The organism is Amycolatopsis sp. NPDC114503 (assembly GCF_055633655.1).
In genome coordinates this window covers 711,607-727,506 of record NZ_JBVKDT010000005.1, presented here as the reverse complement: position 1 = coordinate 727,506, position 15,900 = coordinate 711,607, and the positions used below count along the sequence as shown (strand labels likewise).

Sequence of the window (15,900 nt, the reverse complement as noted above, 5' to 3'; positions counted from 1 at the left end):
CGGCCTGATCCACTGATGGTGTCTGGTTAGGCTGACTGCCATGACTTCTGCCTCCGGACGGCTCGTGCTCGCCGCCACCCCGCTGGGCGATCCCGGCGACGCGTCCGCCCGGCTGATCGAGGCGCTGGGCTCGGCGGACGTGATCGCCGCCGAGGACACCAGACGCCTGCGCGGCCTCGCTTCCGCGCTCGGCGTGTCGCCTTCCGGACGGGTGGTCAGCTTCTACGAGGACGTCGAGACCGCCCGGCTGCCGAAGCTGCTGGAAGCGCTGCACGGCGGCGAGACGGTGCTGGTCGTGACCGATGCCGGGATGCCGAGCGTGTCCGATCCCGGGTTCCGTCTCGTGGCCGCTTGTGTCGAGGAAGATCTGCCGATCACCTGCCTCCCCGGCCCCTCGGCGGTGACGACCGCGCTCGCGTTGTCCGGGCTGCCTTGCGACCGGTTCTGCTTCGAGGGCTTCGCGCCGCGCAAGCCTGGTGAGCGGTCGAAGTGGTTCGCGGAGTTGGTGAGCGAGCGTCGGACTGTCGTGTTCTTCGAATCGCCGCACCGGATCGCTTCGCTGCTGTCGGACGCCGCTGCGGCGTTGGGCGGCACGCGCCGAGCCGCAGTGTGCCGGGAGCTGACGAAGACGTACGAAGAGGTCAAACGGGGCACGCTCGCGGAGTTGGCCGAGTGGGCGGCGGACGGGGTTCGCGGGGAGATCTCGGTGGTGCTGGAGGGGGCGACGCCTCGGCAGGCATCGGTGTCGGACCTGGTGCCGGAGGTGGCCGACCGGGTTGCCTCAGGGGAGCGGCTGAAGACCGTCGCGGCCGAGGTGGCGAGTGCGGCAGGGGTTTCTACGAAGGAGCTTTACGCGGCGGTGCTCGCGGCTCGGAAGTGAGTCAGTTCCTGCGGGCGTTGGCTTCGGCTAGGAACTGCAGCCACCTCGGGTCGCTAGGTGCGGTTTTGGTGATCGTGGCCAGTTCCTCCGGCCGCCAGGTATGGACGCCGTCGGTGAGCACGGCGTGGTCTTCCGGAAAGACGTCGTCAGGAATTTCCTTGGTGCCGACGAGGAACTCGGCGACGGCGGCTGGATCCGCGACAGTGCGCGGACCGGGAACGGGCACCAGTGCGAGTTCGCTGTCTCCGGCGACCACGAGGTCACCGTTCGACGTCGCGGCCAGCGCGGTCACTGCCGAGCGGAGCAGTTTGTGCTTCGTGGTTCGGTCGCGCGCGACGTCCACCTCCAGCAAGGTGCCGGACGGCGTCCCGATCCACAGCGCGCCGGGCCGCGCACCGAAGGCGATGGTGAGCTGAGACGAGATGGAAAACTTTTTGAGCGGGATCTTCAGGATTCGGCGCAGCGAAGGGAACTCGAACACCAGGACCTGGTGTTCGTAGGTGTTGCCATGAATCGCCAGGTACCGTCCGTCGGAGCTGAAGACCGGAAGCCCCCAGCAGTTGGACTCCAGAATCAGCGCCCGGTCGACGAACCGCAGCTTCTCGCCCGGGCGCGAGAAGAGAACCAAGGACGCGCCTTGATCGCTCTGGTTCGTGGCGATCAGCCCGCCCGCCGGATGCGCGGCGATGCCGGTGTCCCAGAGCGGAGCGGGTTCGACGACGCCGGTGCTGAGATCGATGACGTCCGAACGGTCGTAGCGCTCGGGTGGGGTCGGCGACGTCCACAGCGACCGGCCGTCCGGGCTGTAGGCCACGTCTTCGGAGACGGCGATGTCCAGCACGGAGGTGCCGGACCGGGTCCAGCGCACCGTTTCCCCGCCGTGGGACACGACCAGTTCCGGCCGTTCCGGATGCCAGGCGACGATAGGCCAGTGGTCGAACTTCCCGTACTCCGCGGAATCCGCGCCCACCGCGCCGATTTCGCGCAGCACTCGCTCGGCGTAGTAGAGATGCACCGCGGGCCGCTCCTGATCGATCCCGGCGACGAGCGGCAGTTTCGGATGGCACACCAACGCGCCGAGCGAAGCGGCGGGGATCCGGGCGATGGCCTGGACAGCAGTCACCAGAAGACTTTAGCGACTGCGCAACAGCATTTTCGCCGCTATTAAGGCCTTCTCCGCGTCCGGCTCCTCCCCGGTGATCGCGTCGGTGTAGATGAACGACTCACCGACCCGCACGAGCAGATACGCCAGATCCGCCACCGGCAACGGTGACTCCAGCCGTCCCGCCGCCACTTCATCCGACAGCAAACCGCACACCTTCTCGATGGTCCGCGACTGCACCAGACTCGCCTTGGTCGTCAACAACCGCAACGCGCGCTCCGGCTCTCGGCGAAGGAAAGCGCGAAAGGGCGAGGACGCGTTGACCGTCCGCACGAACGCCCCGATTGCCTCCGCGACGCCGTCTCCGCCGCGGCCTGCATAACTGACGTTATCCAGCACCGACGACGTCTCCGCCCACAGGATTTCGCTCAGCAGGTGGTCGCGGCTGCCTACCCAGCGGTGCAGGGTCGCGCGGCTGACGCCGAGGTCGGCGGCCAGGTCGCGCATGTCGACGCGGTCTCCGGCGAGGAACCGGGCGCGGGCGAGGCGGAAGGCCGCGACGGCGTCGGGTCGCGAGGTGCGGGTGGACAGTGGCGTGTCGATAGGTGAGACGTTAGCAGAGAGTGTCCCATGAATGAGACATGTGGCAAAATGTCTCACGACGAGAGGAGCCGCGAAGATGCGTGCTGTGCAGGTGACCGAATTCGGCGGTCCCGAGGTGCTGAAGCCGGTCGAGCTGCCGGACCCGGTGGCCGGACCGGGGCAGGTGCTGATCGAGGTCGATCGCGTCGGGCTGAACTACGCGGACACGCACCAGGCGGAGAACTCGTACCTCGCCCCGAGCAAGCTGCCGCTCGTGCCGGGCGGCGAGGTCGTCGGGCGCACGGCGGACGGCAAGCGCGTGGTCGCGCTGCTCAACGACGGCGGCGGTTACGCCGAGCGCGCCGTGGCCGACGAGGCGATGACGTTCCCGGTGCCGGACGGCGTCGACGACCTGAACGCGCTGTCGATGCTGGTCCAGGGCGCGACCGCGTGGATCATGCTGCGCAAGAACGCTCACCTCGAGCCCGGCGAGTCCGTCGTCGTGCACGCCGCGGCGGGCGGCGTCGGGTCGATCGCGGTGCAGCTGGCCAACGCCTGGGGCGCGGGGCGCGTCATCGCGACCGCGAGCAGCGAGGAAAAGCGCGCGCTGGCGATCGAGCTCGGCGCGGACGTCGCGGTCGATTCCCGCGCGGAGAACATGACCGAGGTCCTCCGGGAAGCCAACGGCGGCAAGCGGGTCGACGTCGTTCTCGACATGGTCGGCGGTCCGACGACCGATCAGAGCATCGTCGCGCTGGCCCCGTTCGGCCGCCTGGTGTTCTACGGCATGGCCGGCCGCCGTTCGCCGAAGCCGATCGAATTGCGCAACCTGCTCGGCCACAGCACGACCGTGGCCGGGATGTGGCTGCCGCACGTGTTCCGCTTGCCGGGCAACGTTTTCGGCACCGCGCTGTCCGACCTGTTCACGATGGTCCTGGACGGGAAGCTCCGCGCGATCGCGGGCGGCGAGTACGCGCTGGAGGACGCCCGGAAGGCCCACGAAGCACTGCGTTCCCGTGGCACGACGGGCAAGTTGCTGCTCGACCCGCGCCGGTAAGTCTCGTGAGTGCTAAAACCGGTGAGAACCGGCTTTAGCACTCACGAGGGCTGGCCAGCAAAGACTCCAACGGCGCCGCTTTGTGCAGGCACTCTTGCCATTCCGCGGCGCTGTCCGAGTCCGCCGTGATCCCGCCGCCGACTCCCAGCGCGATCCGGTCCCCGGCGATCTCGAACGTCCGGATCGCCACGTTCAGCTCCAGTCCGGCCAGCGGCGACACCATCCCGACCGCGCCGGTGTACACCCCGCGCGCGACCGGTTCCAGTTCGGCGATCAGGTCCAGCGCCCGGATCTTCGGCGCGCCGGTGACCGAACCGGGCGGGAACGTCGCGGCCAGCAGTCCGGCGTCGGTCACCCCGTCCGCCAGCACACCCTCCACAGTGGACGCCAGATGCCACACCCCCGGCGCCGGATGCACCGCGAGCAGTTCCGGCACCACGACGCTGCCGACCTCGCACACCCGGCCGAGATCGTTGCGCACCAGGTCGGTGATCATCACGTTCTCCGCGACGTCCTTCGCCGACTGCCGCAACCGGAGCGCGTTGCCGTCGTCCGCCGGACCGCGCCGGGGCAGCGTCCCCTTGATCGGCGACGACCGCACGCGGCGGCCGTGCCGGGCCAGAAACAGCTCCGGCGACAGCGAAACCACCGAACCCCATGCACCGGCGACGTAAGCCGCCCGCCTCGGAGCCAGCCGTCGCACCCCCTCGGCGAACAGCGCGGCCGCTGAACCCTCGAACGTCCCGGTGAACCGCGAGCAGACGTTCGCCTGGAACAGCTCACCCGCCTCGATCTCGTGCACGCACGCTTTCACCGCCTGCTCGTGCCCGGACGGTCGCTGCAACGCACTTGCCGACCACGACAAGTCCGCGGACCCAGCCAGCGCCCGCTCCACCAGCGCAAGCTGCGCGTCAGCGTCACCTTCGAGCGACTCGAACCAGCACACTCCCGCCGCGTCCCAGCGCAGCACGTGATCCGCCCAGCCCCAGGCCGACGCCGGAACCCCGGTCGAGCGTCCGGACGGATCCGCCTGGTCGTAAGCAAGAAACCCGAACCATCCGCCGCCGACCCGATCCGAAGGACCCGAAGGGCCCGGGAGCGAAGGGAACGGCCGCGGAGTCACCGCGAGGAACGGAGCCACCACCGCCCGCGACTCGAACCAGTCCCCACAGACCGCAGCCGGTTCGGGCAGGCCGTGCGCCCGGGCGTACGCGGACAGCGCGACGAGCACCCGCGAAGGTGACAGGTCGGTCCGCAGCCGCTGGAAACGCATCGCGCCATTGTGCCGGAAACCGACGGTGACCAGCGGAAAAGGTGATCAGAGCAGCACATCGGACAGCGCGAAGGGGTACACCACCGCGTCCTGCGCCACCGGCCCGTCGACCCCGGGAACGTCCGGCGCGAAGGCGTGCTGGTGCAGCCCGAGCCGCGAATGGAACCAGCCGGGCCGCCCGGGAATGCCGTTGTGCCGCACGAGCCACAGCACCACTTCGGAATCGGCCCAGCGGTCCGGGTGCAGCCGGTGCGCCCAGCAGTCGTGCCCGGCGTACACGAGCACCCGGCGGATCTTCGCGGCGTGCCGCACGTGCTTGATCCACGCCTTCACGAACCGGTCGTCGACGCTTTGCGCGTCCACCTCGAGCGCGGGGGCGAGCGAACCGGGCGCGAACGCCCCGAGCCTGCTCGCCGTCCGGACGAAATGGTCGGCCTGGTCGTGCACCGCGCCGGGCCGGGCGTAATGCCGGGCCCCGGTGTGAATGCCCGCGTGCTGGGCCGCGGCCAGCGTCCGCTCCGCGCCGGGATCGCTCCAGTTGACGTTCTCGCTGATCGTCACCGAAGCGAAGCGCACGTCGGCGCCGCGCACCGCCGCCCAATCGAGCACTTGCTCGCGATGAGTGAGCGTGAGTCCGCGCCCACTCTCCGGTTCCGCCACCACGCACCCCTGACAAGCCCCACGACGGGTGAAAGGCCACCCTACGTCCGGAGTTCCGGAGCGGGGTGACCTTTCCCGGCGTGTCGATACGCTTTGATCAGGCGTTTTCCCGTTGGAAGGTGCGCGTTCCCCACCACACGGCCACAACGGCCATGACCAGCACGACCACGCTGCCGGTGAACAGCGCGTCCATCGAGAAGTCGCCGCGGAAGCTGTTGCGCTCCACGTCGACCACGTGCCGGAACGGGTTGATCTGCGAGATCGTGTACAGCCACTTCGGAGCCAGCCCGGACGTGATCGGGATGAGGATCCCGGACAGCAGCAGCAACGGCATGAGCACCGCGTTGAGCAGTGCCGGGAACGCCTCCTCGCTCTTGAGCGTGAGCGCCAGCGCGTAGGAGCACGACGCCAGCGTGAGCGCGAGCAGGAACACGATCGCGAGGCTCAGCAACACTCCGCCGAACGGCGCGTTCAGGTCGAACACCAGGTAGGCGAGCAGGATGATCAGCATCGCCTGCACGACCGCCTGCAACGCGTTCGCCAGCACCTTCCCGAGCAGCAGCGCGGCCCGGTGCACCGGGGTGACGCGCAGCCGCTCGACCACGCCGGACCGGAATTCGGCAAGCAGCCCGAAGCCCACGAACGAACTGCCGAACAGCGCCAGCTGCGCGATCAGCGCGGGCGTGAGCACCATCCAGCCGTCGACCTCAGACATCCCCTGCGCGCCGAGCGACTTCACCAGCAGTGGGCCGAAGAAGAACAGGTACAGCAGCGGCTGGGCGAGCCCGATCAGCAGCCACGCCGGATTTCGCAGGGCGCCCGCCATGTCGCGGCGGAAAATCAGCCAGGTGTCATGCAACACCGGACACCTCCGGTTCCGCCGGCGCGGGCTGCTCGGCTTCGCGCAGCGACCGGCCGGTGAGAGTAAGGAATACGTCGTCCAGGGTCGGCCGCGTGACCTGCATGGCGGTCGTCGCGATGTCCTTGGCGTCGAGCGCGCGCAGCAGCTCCGGCATCGCGGTGTCGCCGCGCGGCACCCGGAACCGGATCGACCCCTCGGACACCGCGAACTCGTGCGCGCCGGGCAGCTGCCGGGCCAGGTCCGCGGCGGCCGCGGCGGATTCGGGATCCACCTCGATCGCCACGCCGTCGCCGGAGACCTGCGCTTTCAGCGCGTCCGGCTGGCCTTCGGCGACGATCCGGCCGTCGTCGATCACGATCAGCCGGTCGGCCAGCGCGTCCGCCTCGTCGAGGTAATGCGTGGTCAGGAAGATCGTCACGCCCTGTTCGGCGCGCAATCGCCGGATGTGTTCCCACAGGTTCGCCCGGCTCTGCGGGTCGAGCCCGGTGGACGGCTCGTCGAGAAAGACCAGCCCCGGCGAATGGATCAGCCCCATCGCGATGTCGAGCCTGCGCCGCTGACCCCCGGACAGCGTCTTAGTGGCCCGGTGCTCGAGCCCGTTCAGGTCGAGCTGGTCGGCGAGCACCTTGCCGCGCGCGATCGCGTCGGCCTTGCTCATCCGGTACAGCCTGCCCTGCAGCTCCAGCTCTTCCCCGACGCGCGATTCGGGCGCGGTCCCGCCGCCCTGTGCGACGTACCCGATGTTGCGGCGCACCCCCGCCGCGTCGGTCAGCAGGTCGTGCCCGCCGACGGTCGCCGTGCCCGCGGTCGGTTTCAGCAGGGTGGTGAGCATGCGCAGCGTGGTGGTCTTGCCCGCCCCGTTCGGGCCGAGGAACCCGACCAGCTCGCCCGCCTCGACGTCGAGATCGACCCCCTTCACCGCGTGCACCTCGCCACCGGCTCGGCCCTTGCGGCGGAACCGCCGCTCGAGTCCGCGTGCCGTGATCATGGAAACCCCTCTCCTCCCAGAGCTCAACTAATCAATCTTGACTAGCTGACGCGCACACTGTGCCCGAGGGAGACAGGGTTAGTCAAATTTGATTACTTGGGAGCGGGCGGCTCGAACGCCGAGCCGGGGTCGTCGGCCATCACGTACTCGCCCGCTTCCAGCCGCTCGATCAATCCGGCGAGCCATTCCCGGCTCGCGCTGGCGATCCCGCCCCACAGGCGGAACAGCTCGGACACGTGCGAAGGCTTGCCCCAGGTGTCGCCCTCGAGGCTCAGCCGAGACCGGCGTTCTTCCGCCTCGAAGTGGATCAGGTTCTGCCTGAGCAGGCTGATCACGTACTTCCGGGGGAGCGCGGGCATCAGGCTCACCGCCGCGCACAGCTCCGCGTTGCTCGCGTCCGGATTGGACAGCCCTTTCGCGATGAGCACCTGGAATTCCTGCTCGCCCGCGGGCGAAAGCCGGTAGGCGACCCGGTCCGGACCGCCGTCGCCCGGTTCGACGTCGATCTTCTCCAGCAGGTCCTCGGCGGCCATTTTCTTGAGCGCGTGGTAGATCGAACCGGGCTGGACGTTCGCCCACTGGTCCGCCGACCACGACAGCAGTTCGCGGCGCACCTGATAGCCGTGCGCGCGGCCGAACATCCGCACGACCCCGAGCACCAGCAGACGCGTCGCCGACAACCGGCTCTCCCTTCTCCGACCACCACGAAAAGCTCTGGAGCGCATCCGTAGGCTAAACAGGTATGAGCACCCCTGTGTTGACCGCGGTGGCCTGGCCCTACGCCAACGGCCCCCGCCACATCGGCCACGTGTCCGGATTCGGCGTCCCGTCCGACGTCTTCTCCCGCTACCAGCGAATGGCCGGCAACCGGGTGCTCATGGTGTCCGGGACCGACGAACACGGCACGCCGATCACCGTCCAGGCGGACAAAGAGGGGATGACCCCGCAGCAGACCGCGGACAAGTACACCCGCCAGATCGACGAGGACCTGCGGGGCCTCGGCCTCTCCTACGACCTGTTCACCCGCACCACCACCGGCAACCACGCCGCGGTGACGCAGGAAATCTTCCTCGCGCTCAACCGCAACGGCTACGTGGTCCCGAAGACCACCCGCGGCGCGATCAGCCCGTCAACCGGACGCACGCTGCCCGACCGCTACATCGAGGGCACCTGCCCGATCTGCGGCTACGACGGCGCGCGCGGCGACCAGTGCGACAACTGCGGCAATCAGCTCGACGCCGCCGAGCTGATCAACCCGAAGTCGCGGATCAACGGCGAGACGCCGAAGTTCGTCGAGACCGAGCACTACTTCCTCGACCTGCCCGCGTTCACCAAAACCCTCGGCGACTGGCTCGGCACCAAGACCGACTGGCGGCCGAACGTCCTCAACTTCACCCGCAACCTGATCGACGACATGCGGCCGCGGCCGATCACCCGCGACCTCGACTGGGGCGTGAAGATCCCGCTGGACGGCTGGCGCGACCAGCCGCTCAAGCGGTTCTACGTCTGGTTCGACGCGGTCATCGGGTACTTCTCGGCGAGCGTCGAATGGGCCCGCCGCAACGGCACCCCGGACGCGTGGCAGGAGTGGTGGGCCAACGCCGACGCGCGCGCTTACTACTTCATGGGCAAGGACAACATCACCTTCCACGCCCAGATCTGGCCCGCGCTGCTGCTCGGCCAGAACGGCGACGGCGATCGCGGCGGCGAGGCCGGCAAGTACGGCAAGCTGCACCTGCCGGACGAGATCGTGTCCAGCGAGTTCCTCACGATGAGCGGGTCGAAGTTCTCCACTTCCCGGGGCACGGTCATTTACGTGCACGACTTCCTGCGGGAGTTCGGGCCGGACGCGCTGCGGTACTTCATCTCGGTGGCCGGTCCGGAGACTCAGGACACGGACTTCACGTGGGACGAGTTCGTCCGGCGGACCAACTTCGAGCTGGCCAACGAGTGGGGGAACCTCGTCAACCGGTCGATTTCGATGGCGCACAAGAACAATGGGGCGATTCCTGCTCCGACCGCGCCTGCGCCCGCGGACGAGGAGTTGAAGGCGCTGTCGCGGCAGGCGTTCGATACGGCGGGCGGGCATCTTGCTCGGTCGCGGTTCAAGCTGGCCGCGGCTGAGGCGATGCGGGTGGTCACGGCGGCTAACCGGTATCTGTCGGATCAGGAGCCTTGGAAGCTCAAGGAGGATCCGGATCGGCGGGATGCGGTGTTGCACACGGCGTTGCAGGTGGTCAGTGATGCCAATACCTTGCTGACGCCGTTCTTGCCGCATTCGGCGCAGAAGGTGCACGAGGCGCTGGGCGGGACCGGGGTTTGGGCTGCGCAGCCTGAGTTGCAGGAGGTCGAGGACCTCGACGTGCCGGACCGGATCAACCCGATCCTCACCGGCGACTACAAGAGCGAGCAGGCGAAGTGGGAGTCGAAGCCGATCGAGGTCGGGCGGCCGTTGGAGAAGCCGACGCCGCTGTTCACGAAGCTGGACCCGAAGCTCGGCGAGACCGGGCCGGAGTGGGCCCCGATTGTGACTGACTGAGGTCTGCTCGTCGCCTGGCGGCGACATTGCGCCCTGTTTAGTAGGGGCACCCCGAAGCCCATTGTGATGACGGACGGCGGGTGCTTGTCAAGGCGGGAAAGATGCCTTGACAAGCACCCGCCGTCCGCGTTTTTGGCTTCGTATCGGGGTGCGGGGGTGGTGTGGGTGCGCTGGTGGGTTGGGTGCGCCGGTGGCGGTTTAGGGCTGTGAGGGGAACCCTGGGGGAATCTGAGTCCGTCAGGGTTCCCCTCACAGCGTCCGGGGGAGGGGGCGCAGTAGCTTTGGGGTTATGAGTGACGAAAAGCGCGAACTTCCCCCGATCCCCGACCGGCTGCCGGTGACGGTGGTCGACGCGCACACTCATCTCGACGCATGCGGAGCCAAGACCGCGGCTGATGTCGCGGAGATGGTTGACCGGGCGGAGCGGGCTGGCGTCGCGCGTGTTGTCACGGTCGCGGACGATCTTGCGGCCGCTCGTTGGGCCACCGAAGCGTCCACCTGGGACTCGCGGGTCTTCGCGGCTGTGGCCATCCATCCCACGCGCACCAAGGAATTCGGGCCTGCCGAACAGTCCGAAGTGGAGCGTCTGGCGCAGGGGGACCGGGTGGTCGCGGTCGGCGAGACCGGTCTCGATTACTACTGGGACTACTCGCCGCACGATGCGCAGCAGGTTGCCTTCCGCTGGCACATCGACCTCGCGAAGCGGCTCGGCAAGGCGCTGATGATCCACGACCGCGACGCGCACGAGGACGTGCTTCGCATCCTCGACGAGGAAGGCGCGCCCGAGACGGTCGTCTTCCACTGCTTCTCTGGCGACGAGCACATCGCGCGCCGTTGTATCGACAAGGGCTACATCCTGTCCTTCGCCGGCACGGTCACCTTTAAGAACGCGCGCGGGCTGCACGAGGCCGCGCGCATCGTGCCGCGCGGGCAGTTCCTCGCCGAGACGGACGCGCCGTTTCTGACGCCTCATCCCTACCGTGGGCGGCCGAACGAGCCGTATTGCACCGCTTACACCGTCCGCTTCCTCGCCCAACTGCGCGGCGAGGCGGTCCACGAGGTGGCCGAAGCGGTCCGGACCACTGCCGAACGCGCATACCGGCTGCCCGTCTGATTCCTCAGTGTCACAACGGCTTGCACGGATTGCGACATTCGAGACCGCGCATTCGTCCACCTGATGAGTGACGCAAGTCACGACACTCCGGGGGGTGTTTGCGCAACCTGCCAACACCCGTTACTGTCCCGTGATCGTGCCGGTCGGTTCTGCGCAGCGGAGCCGGCTGATACGCCCACCAGTCACGTCAGTGCACGTCGGGGAAGCGGAACCGGGGTTGGTACGACCTGGGACCGTGACGATGGCGCTGGCTGGGGGTGTCGGACTTGAGAGGCGCGCCTGAGGGTGCGTCGCGAACGAAGGGCGACGCGCGAAACACGCGCGATGTCTTGGGAAAGGGAACGACCCGGTGACTGGTAGTCGGCAGGATGACACGCGTCTTGACGCGGGTTCGGCGTATTTTTCCTCCTCCGCGTCCTCGGTGGCCGTGCTCGACCGCGAGCTCGAAGACACCGCGTACGGGCAGCTTGACTTCTCCGACGAGCTCCGCGTGACCGAGCAGGACGTGCTCGCCGCGCTGGGCCCGGACGCCGACATGCTGATGTCGGAAATCGACGTCGACGTCGACGAGCTGATCCGCCTCATCAACGCGGAAACCACGATGCTTCCGCCGCTCGTCCTCCCGGACGAGGTCGAGGAAGACCGCACCGCCTCCCCGCAGGCCAAGAAGGCCGCGGTCGAGGAAGGGCTGCGCGAGGCGACCAAGACCTGGAAGCGCCGCTTCCTCAAGGGCGCGGTGCTTTCGCTGCTGGTCACCGTCGGCGGTGGCGGCGCGGCGGCGCTCGCGATGAACAAGAGCATCACCGTCGACGTCGACGGCCACCAGCAGACCGTGCACAGCTACGGCGGCACCGTCGGCGACGTCCTCAAGGACGCGGGCCTGTCGGTCGGCGAGCACGACGCGCTTTCGCCCTCGCCGCAGGCGGCGGTCGGCGACGGCGGCGTCATCAAGCTCGAGCGCGGCCGTCAGCTGAACCTCGTCGTGGACGGCGTGTCGCGGCCCTCCTGGGTCCGGGCGACCACGCTCGGCGAGGCGATGAACCAGCTCGGCATGGGCAGCATGCTCTCCCAGGGCGCGTGGACGTCGATGCCGCAGACCGGCGACCTTCCGCTCGAGGGGTCGACCGTCCAGGTCAAGACCCTCAAGCACATCACGCTTTTCGACGGCACCAACGCGCCCCGCCAGGTGAGCACCAACGCGGTGACCACCAAGGAGCTCGCCTCCGACCTGAAGCTGAACCTCGGCCCGGACGACGCGATCGACGGCGGCCTCGACGTCAGCCTGAAGAACGGCGCCGAGGTCCACGTCAGCCGCATGGGCGTGTCGATGGTCAACCAGGAAGAGACCATCGACCCCGAGGTGCAGAAGGTCGACGACCCGACGCAGCTGCAGGGCCAGCAGAGCGTCGAGGACCCGGGCACGCCGGGCAAGAAGCTGGTGACCTACAAGGTCACGAAGAAGAACGGCGAAGAGATCTCGCGCGAGCAGGTCTCGGAGAAGACCCTGGTCGAGGCCAAGGCCAAGATCATCAAGGTCGGCACCAAGAAGCCGCCGGCCCCGGCCATCGGCGACACCGGCGTGTGGGACCGGATCGCGCAGTGCGAGTCGGGCGGCAACTGGTCCATCAACACCGGCAACGGCTACTACGGCGGCCTCCAGTTCGACAAGCAGACCTGGGCGGCTTACGGCGGCACGCAGTACGCCCCGACGGCCGACAAGGCCACCCGTGAGCAGCAGATCGCGACCGCCGAGAAGGTGCGCGACGCTCGCGGCGGCTACAGCGCCTGGGGCTGCGGCTACAAGGCCTGAGCGGCATCGGAATTTCCAGCAGGCGGCCGGGAGCTTCGCGCTCCCGGCCGCCTGTTTTTCGTGCGCCCCGCGGCGCTGGGTAGGCTCGTCCGGTGGTGGAACTGCTGGGGCCTGTCGAAATCCGCGGGCTGGCCGACGAACTCGACGTCCGGCCCACGAAGAAGCTCGGGCAGAACTTCGTGCACGACCCCAACACGGTCCGCCGCATCGTCGAACTCGGCGGCGTGCGGCCGGGGGACGTCGTGCTGGAGGTCGGGCCCGGTCTCGGGTCGCTGACGCTCGGCCTGCTCGCCGCTGGCGCTCAGGTCGTCGCCGTGGAGATCGATCCGGTGCTGGCCGCCCGCCTGCCTCGCACTGTCGCCGAGCGCGCCCCGGAGGCAGCGGAGCGGCTGACCGTCGTCGGAGCCGACGCGCTGCGGGTGCGGGCTGCCGATCTGCCGGCTGAGCCGGTGTCGATCGTGGCGAACCTGCCCTACAACGTCGCGGTGCCGGTGGTGCTGCATCTGCTGGCCGAACTGCCGTCGCTGCGCAGCGGGCTCGTGATGGTCCAGACCGAGGTCGCCGATCGGATGGCGGCCGGGCCGGGCAGCCGGACTTACGGCGTGCCGAGCGTGAAGCTCGCTTGGTACGGACCGGCGCGCAAGGTCGCCGCGGTGCCGCGAGCGGTGTTCTGGCCGGTGCCGAACGTCGATTCCGCACTGGTGTCGTTCACCCGGACCGACCCGGTTTCCGGAGTGGATCGCGCGCGGTTGTTCGCGGTGGTCGACGCGGCGTTTTCGCAGCGGCGCAAGACTTTGCGGGCCGCGCTGGCCGGATGGGCCGGTTCCGCCGAGCGGGCCGGTGAGTTGCTAGTCCAAGCGGGGATCGACCCGAAGACGCGCGGGGAACAGCTCGACGTGCACGCGTTCGCGCGGATTGCGGCTGCCGCAAACTGACCCCCTCCCACGTCGCTCGCTTGTGACGTCCAACTGCGGCGGCGCGGCGGGTATTCCGGATGCGGGCCTTGATTTCGCTGGGTGGCCTGATGACCTTGCGTCGTCGCTGATCGTGGGCATTCCGGGGCAGCCAGCTACTTTCGGTGATCGTGCGATTGCGGCCGAGATGGCCGGTTACCTGTGACGGTCGGCTCGTCAGAGCCTTGGCATTCGGGGGAGTCTGATTGCTCCCTGGGCCGGATTGTTCAGGGACGCCGGTTCGAGGTGCTTCGCTTCACTGACCTATCTCGACTCGGTCGCGGACCTCGCGAATCCGGCGTTGCAGTCCGCGGGCGCCGGTCACTTGACAACGAGAAAACTGTTGTTCCACAAAGATCCTTGATCGTCCACAGTGGAACGAACTGGTTCGCGACCGGCCACTGGGGCGAGGGTTTCCCAGGTCGAAGCACTGTTCGGCGACCGAGGTTCCGGGTTTCCGGGTCTTGGACGCGGTGTTCCGGTATGCGGGCACCACCAGACGTGTGATCTGCACCAACGCGCTTGCGTTCAGCCAATGGGATCGGCTTTACTCGAAAGCGTCCATCCCGAGCGACTGAGAGACCTGGCTCGCCGAAGTCGCAGCAACCACCCTCCGCAGGGCAGGTGCTACCGCCAGGACCGATGGAGGCTGTTTTCGATGAAGAGGGTCACCCGCCCGCTCCTGCTGACCCGCCGGCGCGTAGTCGACGAAGGTCGCCGCTCGGTATGTGCGTGTCAACGCTCCATGGTCATCGCCTGATCTTTTCTCTGTAGTTTCTTGCGCCGTCCACTGTGGACGGTAATTCGATGACGCCTGGCGCGCCCGGAAGCGGCGCTGCGCCTCGTTTTGCCTGGAGCCCTTTCGTGATCACTGTCGAAAACGTGTCCAAGTCCTTTCCCTTCCACGGAAATCGCGTCGCCGCGCTGCGCGACGTGAGCGTTGACGTGCAAGCCGGCTCGCTGTTCGGAATCGTGGGTCCGTCCGGTTCCGGCAAGTCGACCCTCGCCCGTTGCATCGCGCTGCAGGAGCGCCCCGACCGCGGTGTCGTGCGGCTCGACGGCCTCAACACCGCGACGCTCGACGGCAAGCGGCTGCGGGAGATCCGCCGCCAACTCGGTGTCGTCGGGACCAAGCCGGAGCTGCTCGCCGAGCGCACCATCGCGGGCAACATCGCCAGCCCGCTGGAACAGCTCGGCGTCGACGGCCCGCAGCGGCGCAGCCGGGTCGGCTCGCTGCTCGACCTGGTCGGCCTCACCCCGCGCGCCGCGCAGAAGCCGGAAGAGCTCACCGAAGGCCAGCTCCGCCGGGTCGCGGTCGCGAAGGCGCTCGCCGCCGGACCGGCCGTGCTGCTCGCCGACGACCCGACCGCCGGGGTCTCGGCCGAGGACGCCGGCGCGGTGCTGGCCGTGCTCGACCGGGCGCGCGCCGAACTGGGCGTGACGGTCGTCGTCACCACGCCGGACGCCGACGTCGTCCGCCGGGTCTGCGACGACGTCGCGGTCCTCGACAACGGCGCGATCGTCGAACGCGGCACGGTGCTCGACCTGATCTCGACGCCGGACAGCTGGACCGCGCAGGCGGTGCTGCCGTCGATCGAGACCTCGCGCACCCAGGCCGCGAAGTACGACCGCGCGGTCGACGTTGTGCTGATCGGGTTTGCGTCGGTGGGCGCGTTGCTGCCTGAGGCGGCCAGCCGGTTCGACGTGGAACTCGCCACCATTGGTGGTGGCCTCACTCGGATCGGGGACACTCCGATCGCTCGCTTCCGGCTCGGGGTGCGGGGCGAACGAGCTGACGCGGCGCTGTCGTGGATCGCTGATCGGGGGGCGCACGTGAGTCAGGTGGCTCGGGGGCCGCAGGGTGTGGTTGCGGCTTGACAGGGTGTGGTTGCTGCTTGATTGGTGACGGCTGTGTTTGATGGCGCGGCAGAACTGTGTTTGATGGCGCCGGCTCCGCCGTCGCGGGCGGGATCGCCTTAAGTCGGCGTGGGGGGGAGGGGAGTGTCGCAGCCCGGGGGGGGGGTAAACCTCTCCCCCCCAACCCCCCCCGCGCCCCCGCTTTTGTCTCGATGGTCCGCGC

At 68.6% G+C, this 15,900-nt stretch carries 14 protein-coding genes and 1 riboswitch; of the genes, 7 read left to right on the top strand and 7 right to left on the bottom strand.

The annotated features are described in order from the left end of the window. Positions 1 to 40: 40 nt before the first annotated feature. Positions 41 to 880 carry a 16S rRNA (cytidine(1402)-2'-O)-methyltransferase gene (rsmI, locus tag ACZ7OI_RS25175; RefSeq protein ID WP_470266611.1) on the top strand — a complete coding sequence of 280 codons (840 nt, stop codon included), beginning with the start codon at positions 41 to 43 and terminating at the stop codon, positions 878 to 880. A gap of 1 nt (position 881) precedes the next feature. Here rsmI and ACZ7OI_RS25170 read toward each other — a convergent pair whose 3' ends face one another. Next, entirely contained in the window at positions 882 to 2,003 is a 1,122-nt protein-coding gene (locus tag ACZ7OI_RS25170) for a TolB-like translocation protein (RefSeq protein WP_470266610.1), read from the bottom strand. A gap of 9 nt (positions 2,004 to 2,012) precedes the next feature. Next, entirely contained in the window at positions 2,013 to 2,489 is a 477-nt protein-coding gene (locus tag ACZ7OI_RS25165; protein ID WP_470236078.1) for a QsdR family transcriptional regulator, read from the bottom strand. 172 nt (positions 2,490 to 2,661) lie between these two features. Between ACZ7OI_RS25165 and ACZ7OI_RS25160 the strand changes: the two genes are divergently transcribed. After that, positions 2,662 to 3,621 (top strand): quinone oxidoreductase family protein, encoded by a 960-nt coding sequence (locus tag ACZ7OI_RS25160; RefSeq protein WP_470266609.1) that lies wholly within the window; start codon positions 2,662 to 2,664, stop codon positions 3,619 to 3,621. 34 nt (positions 3,622 to 3,655) lie between these two features. On the opposite strand, the gene ACZ7OI_RS25155 is transcribed toward ACZ7OI_RS25160, so the two are convergent. The 5 genes from ACZ7OI_RS25155 to ACZ7OI_RS25135 form a co-directional block, all read right to left on the bottom strand. Continuing rightward, positions 3,656 to 4,894: an aminodeoxychorismate synthase component I gene (locus tag ACZ7OI_RS25155; protein ID WP_470266608.1), complete on the bottom strand. Its 1,239-nt coding sequence runs from the start codon at positions 4,892 to 4,894 to the stop codon at positions 3,656 to 3,658. A gap of 45 nt (positions 4,895 to 4,939) precedes the next feature. Next, positions 4,940 to 5,554: a glycoside hydrolase family 25 protein gene (locus ACZ7OI_RS25150; protein WP_470266607.1), complete on the bottom strand. Its 615-nt coding sequence runs from the start codon at positions 5,552 to 5,554 to the stop codon at positions 4,940 to 4,942. 97 nt (positions 5,555 to 5,651) lie between these two features. Then, the gene (locus tag ACZ7OI_RS25145) at positions 5,652 to 6,416 is read right to left on the bottom strand and encodes an ABC transporter permease (protein WP_470266606.1); all 765 of its coding nucleotides are present in this window, start codon (positions 6,414 to 6,416) and stop codon (positions 5,652 to 5,654) included. Continuing rightward, entirely contained in the window at positions 6,406 to 7,404 is a 999-nt protein-coding gene (locus ACZ7OI_RS25140) for an ATP-binding cassette domain-containing protein (protein ID WP_470266605.1), read from the bottom strand. Before ACZ7OI_RS25140 ends, ACZ7OI_RS25145 begins: the two co-directional genes overlap by 11 nt. Positions 7,405 to 7,496: 92 nt before the next feature. Further along, the gene (locus ACZ7OI_RS25135; RefSeq protein WP_470266604.1) at positions 7,497 to 8,084 is read right to left on the bottom strand and encodes a PadR family transcriptional regulator; all 588 of its coding nucleotides are present in this window, start codon (positions 8,082 to 8,084) and stop codon (positions 7,497 to 7,499) included. 62 nt (positions 8,085 to 8,146) lie between these two features. On the opposite strand from ACZ7OI_RS25135, the gene metG reads away from it, so the two are divergent. The 5 genes from metG (at position 8,147) to ACZ7OI_RS25110 (ending at position 15,698) form a co-directional block, all read left to right on the top strand. Next, on the top strand, positions 8,147 to 9,943 hold the full coding sequence (gene metG, locus ACZ7OI_RS25130; protein ID WP_470266603.1) for a methionine--tRNA ligase: 1,797 nt from the start codon (positions 8,147 to 8,149) through the stop codon (positions 9,941 to 9,943). A 289-nt stretch (positions 9,944 to 10,232) separates the two neighbouring features. Next, on the top strand, positions 10,233 to 11,057 hold the full coding sequence (locus tag ACZ7OI_RS25125) for a TatD family hydrolase (RefSeq protein ID WP_470266602.1): 825 nt from the start codon (positions 10,233 to 10,235) through the stop codon (positions 11,055 to 11,057). A gap of 427 nt (positions 11,058 to 11,484) precedes the next feature. Continuing rightward, positions 11,485 to 12,867 carry a transglycosylase family protein gene (locus ACZ7OI_RS25120; protein WP_470266683.1) on the top strand — a complete coding sequence of 461 codons (1,383 nt, stop codon included), beginning with the start codon at positions 11,485 to 11,487 and terminating at the stop codon, positions 12,865 to 12,867. 92 nt (positions 12,868 to 12,959) lie between these two features. Beyond that, positions 12,960 to 13,802, top strand: coding sequence for a 16S rRNA (adenine(1518)-N(6)/adenine(1519)-N(6))-dimethyltransferase RsmA (gene rsmA, locus ACZ7OI_RS25115; protein ID WP_470266601.1), 843 nt, complete (start codon positions 12,960 to 12,962; stop codon positions 13,800 to 13,802). 576 nt (positions 13,803 to 14,378) lie between these two features. Next, a riboswitch (SAM riboswitch) is annotated at positions 14,379 to 14,469 on the top strand. A gap of 215 nt (positions 14,470 to 14,684) precedes the next feature. Beyond that, on the top strand, positions 14,685 to 15,698 hold the full coding sequence (locus ACZ7OI_RS25110) for a methionine ABC transporter ATP-binding protein (protein WP_470266600.1): 1,014 nt from the start codon (positions 14,685 to 14,687) through the stop codon (positions 15,696 to 15,698). Positions 15,699 to 15,900 lie beyond the last annotated feature (202 nt).